2 protein-coding genes are annotated in these 1378 nt (G+C 63.0%); both read right to left on the bottom strand.

Annotated features, from left to right (window positions below; translation table 11 throughout):
• Positions 1 to 405: ATP-binding cassette domain-containing protein (locus AC1DUU_RS32075; protein ID WP_476787327.1), on the bottom strand; the 405-nt coding region annotated here is incomplete at its 3' end.
• A gap of 117 nt (positions 406 to 522) precedes the next feature.
• Positions 523 to 1378, bottom strand: an 856-nt coding sequence (locus AC1DUU_RS32070) for an aminotransferase-like domain-containing protein (protein ID WP_476787326.1), incomplete at its 5' end; no start/stop codon positions are given.

Here is a 1378-nt window from a genome sequence, read left to right as displayed (position 1 = left end):
GAGTAGTTCCATCGCGCGCTTCTCGGCGGCAGCGCGGGCAACGCCCTTGGTCAGCATTGGCGCGAGCGTCACATTGTCGATGACCGACATATGGGGAAACAGGTTGAACAGCTGGAAGACCATGCCGATCTTCTGGCGCATCCGCGTCAGGTGCCGCTCGTCGGCCGAGACCAGCCCGCCATTCCCGGGCATATGGTAAAGTTCTTCGCCTTCGATCGCGATGTGACCGTCATCGATACGCTCAAGAGTCATCAGGATACGCAGGATGGTCGTCTTGCCCGAGCCGGATGGACCTATCAGCGCCAGCTTTTCGCGCGGCATCACCTGCATCGACAGTTGGTCCAGCACCTTGAAGACGCCGAAGCTCTTGCTGATCGCGTCGATCTTGATGATAGGCTCAGCCATCGTTACTCCGGTCTGACGGTCCGATGCCTGAACGATGTTAAACTTACCAAATCATGTCAATTCGAAAAATAATATCATGACAATTATTCTGATTGTGCCCGTTTCCTGATCCAAAAACTAGATCGCGAGCAGAAGATGCTCCGGCTCGCCCAGCAACAGTCGTGCGACGATGCCAAGGCCCGCGCGCAGTTCGCCTTCGGTGGTGGAACCCAGCGACACCCGCACGGCGGACTGCCACGGCGCGTCCGAGGTCCGGAACGATAGGCCGGGCGCGATCGCGACGCCCTGCAGGCGGGCCTGCGCGACGAAACCTTCCTCGGTGCGGTTGTCCGGCAATGGCAGCCACAGATGCAAGGCATTGGGATGCGTCGACACGCGCCCTGCGCCCAGCAACTCGGCAACGATCGTCTGCCGCCGTTGCAACGCGTTGCGCTGCCACCGCACCAGTTCCATCGCGGTTCCGTCCGTCACCCATTTCGAGGCGATCTCGGCGAGGATCGGCGTCGCCATCCAGTTCGACACCAGGTGCCGGTTCGCGACGGCGGCGGCGTAACGGTCTGGTGCGACCAGATAGCCCAGGCGCAGGCCGGGGACCGTGATCTTGGTGAAACTGGTCAGATAGAGCGTGCGCTCGGGCGCAAGCGCGGCGATCGGCGGCGGCCGATCCTCGATCAGCGGACCGAGCACGTCGCTTTCGATGATGRCGATGTCGTGCTTGCGGGCGACCTCGGCCAGCGCCGCGCGCCGGCTCTCGCTCATCAGCGTCGCGGTCGGGTTGATCACCGATGGCTGGACGAAGACGGCGCGGATGTCGGCATCGCGGCATGCCTTGTCGAACGCATCCGGGAGGATGCCGTCTTCGTCGATCGGCAGGCCTTCCAGGTTGAAGCCGAGATATGTCGCCAGCGGCACCAGCGTGTGGTGGCCGATGGCTTCGGTGGCGACGGTCGATCCGGGCGGCGCCACGCTCATC

This window comes from Aminobacter sp. P4_H6_2 (genome assembly GCF_056400805.1).
The sequence above is the reverse complement of the archived record's forward strand: the minus strand, read 5'-3'. Positions and strand labels throughout refer to the sequence as shown.